3 protein-coding genes are annotated in these 2,717 nt (G+C 72.7%); 2 read left to right on the top strand and 1 reads right to left on the bottom strand.

What is annotated here, in order from left to right:
- Positions 1-24: 24 nt before the first annotated feature.
- The gene (locus tag NBZ85_RS29975; protein ID WP_261556835.1) at positions 25-702 is read right to left on the bottom strand and encodes a TetR/AcrR family transcriptional regulator; all 678 of its coding nucleotides are present in this window, start codon (positions 700-702) and stop codon (positions 25-27) included.
- Between the two features lie 254 nt (positions 703-956).
- Between NBZ85_RS29975 and NBZ85_RS29970 the strand changes: the two genes are divergently transcribed.
- On the top strand, positions 957-1,634 hold the full coding sequence (locus NBZ85_RS29970) for a TetR/AcrR family transcriptional regulator (protein WP_261556836.1): 678 nt from the start codon (positions 957-959) through the stop codon (positions 1,632-1,634).
- A gap of 37 nt (positions 1,635-1,671) precedes the next feature.
- Positions 1,672-2,448, top strand: coding sequence for a polyprenyl diphosphate synthase (gene uppS / locus NBZ85_RS29965; RefSeq protein ID WP_261556837.1), 777 nt, complete (start codon positions 1,672-1,674; stop codon positions 2,446-2,448).
- Positions 2,449-2,717: the final 269 nt, after the last annotated feature.

Genomic DNA, 2,717 nt, shown 5'->3' with positions numbered 1-2,717 from the left:
GCCGGGGGGTCTGGCGGGCGGGGCTCAGGCCTCGAGCGCGGCGGTGATGAATCCGCCGATCGTGTTGACGACGTCGGCGTCATCGACCGGCAGGTGCTGGGCGTGGCAGTGGTACCAGGTGCGGTCCAGCATCGACTGCACCGCCAGGCCCAGCGCCTCGGGTGCGTCGGTGGGCGTGCGCTGACGGCCCCGCAGGTGCACACCGAGCAGCCAGGCCACCCGCATCTGCATCTTGTTGCTCGCCGCGCCGACGCTCTCGTCCGCCGGGCCGGACTGCGCGGAGAGGATGAAGGCGCCGTGCTGGTCCATGAACGCGAAGTACTGCCACACCCAGGCCACGACGTCGGCCCGGGTGCAGGGCCGCGCGATGGTCTCCCACTCCGCGACGACCTGGAGGAGTTCCCGGAAGGTGGCCTGGCCGAGGGTGTCGAAGATTTCCCGTTTGTCGCGGAAGTAGGTATAAAAGCCGGCACGGGAGATGCCGCAGGCATCGGTGATGTTGTTGATACGGGTGCCGGCATACCCGCGTTCCAGGAAAAGCTTCTTGGAGGCGTCGAGGATCGCGTTGCGGGTGCGCGCCGCGCGCCAGCCCAACCGGCCGGCCGCGGTCTCGGTGCCGGCCGGCTCGACCTGCAGGTCCCGGTGACCGCCGTCGGGAGCCGCGTCCTCGTCGACAATGTCCGTGGAGGTTGAGTCGCCCATGGTCGACCCAGTGTAGGAGAGTCGGCCTGCGCAACGGTGACGGACGCGTCAGAGGCTGCTCACACGGGCGTTCGAGTGCGCCGTCCGGCCCGTGGCAGCCTTCGTGACACCCTCCCCGGAAGGGCACCCGATCGGCTCCGGTATCGTCCACCTCGCCGGGCAGCGCCGCCGACCCGTCAACGCCGTCGTGCGGCGGCCGGCGCGGGCACCCGGTCAGGCGAGCGCGGAGGGGTGTGTCGGCGGGATGGGCCCCAGTGGCTGAGGCGCCGCTCCGGTTTGCCGCGCAGGTGCCGGGCAGGTCGCCGGGCCCGGTCGATTCCGGCCGCGCCGAGCGGGAGCGCCGGGCCATCATCCGTGCCGCGCACCGGCTGATCGGCCAGGAGGAGCGCGCGACCACTCCGCTGGAGGACATCCTGCGCGGCGCCGGGGTGAACAGGCGCACGTTCTACCGGCACTTCCCGTCCAAGGACGCACTGGTCCTCACCATGCAACGGGAGGCCGCCGACGGGGTGCGCGACAGCCTGCGGGCGGCGGTGGGGCGGGCCGGTGACGCCCGGGCGGCCGCCGTGGCGTGGATCGAGGAGCTGCTCGGGATCGGCTGGGACGAGCGCGCCAGCCGGGACGGGCGGACGTTCATGACCCCGGAGGTCGGTCTCGTCGTCGGCATCGCCGACGCACTGGAGGACATCTACGCCGAACACCGGGGCATCCTCGCGGAGGTCCTCGCCGACGGGCGGACCGACGGCAGCCTGCCCGCCGCCGAGCCGGAGTGGGACGCCCTCGCGATCCACGCCGTCGTCGTGCGCTACCTGGAGATGCGGGCCCGCGGCCGGCTGGACCGCCCCTACACCGCGGTGCTCGACGACGTCGTGCGCCGCTTCCTCCCGGCGGCCCCACCGGCCGCGGCGGGGGATGGGACGCGGCCCGGGTGAAGGCCGCGCGAGCGTTCTCACGCAACGGAAGGTTCAGATGACGCCGGGTCCTCTTCTCTACGCGCTCTACACCCGGCGACTGCGCCGGCAGGTCATGGCCGGCCCGCTGCCGGCGCACGTCGGCCTGGTCATGGACGGCAACCGCCGGTGGGCCCGGGAGATGGGCCTGGCCAACCCCAGCCTGGGCCACCGTTACGGCGCCGAGCACGCCGAGGACGTGCTGTCCTGGTGCGAGGCCGTCGGCATCCGCCACGTCACCGTGTTCGTCTGCTCGACCGAGAACCTGCAGCGCCGCGGCGACGCCGAGGTCGCCTTCCTCATGCAGGTCATCGAGCAGGTCGTCAGTGACCGGCTCGCCCGGCCCGACGCCCGCTGGCAGGTCCACCTCGCCGGCATGCTCGACGCGCTGCCCGACAGCACCGCGCGGGTCCTCAAGGACGCCGTCGAGACGACCCGCACCGTCACGACCGGCTTCCACGTCACCCTCGCCGTCGGCTACGGCGGGCGGCAGGAGGTCATCGAGGCGCTGCGCGAGCACCTGTACGAACGCGCCGAGGCCGGCGACTCCCTCGCCGACGTCGCCGCCTCGCTGACCATGGACGACATCGCCCGCCACCTGTACACGGCCGGGCAGCCCGACCCGGACCTGGTGATCCGGACCTCCGGCGAGCAGCGGATGTCGAACTTCCTGCTCTGGCAGAGCGCCTACTCGGAGCTGTACTTCTGCGAGGCCTACTGGCCCGCGTTCCGCGAGATCGACTTCCTGCGCGCCCTGCGCAGCTTCGCCGCCCGCGGACGCCGCCACGGCGGCTGAGCGACCGGCATCAGGTGTTGCCGGCTCGCCCGTTCACCTCGTCGTCCTCGTTCGGGTCGTCCTGGGCCGCGTGTTCGGTTGTGATCAGGATGGTGTGCCCGCGCCGCTCGGTCCGGATCGTCGAGGCGGGCGCATGTCGCGGTCATGACCGTCGAAGTCGTCGATGACCGTCGAAGTCGTCGATGGACGCCGGCCTCCCGTCCGGCCTCCCGTCCGGCCTCGCGGCGCGGTTCCGCGGACCCCCCCGATCACCAGGAGCCCCCCTCGCC

The organism is Frankia tisae, from assembly GCF_025403405.1.
Classification (GTDB): domain Bacteria; phylum Actinomycetota; class Actinomycetes; order Frankiales; family Frankiaceae; genus Frankia; species Frankia tisai.
The sequence above is the reverse complement of the archived record's forward strand: the minus strand, read 5'-3'. Positions and strand labels throughout refer to the sequence as shown.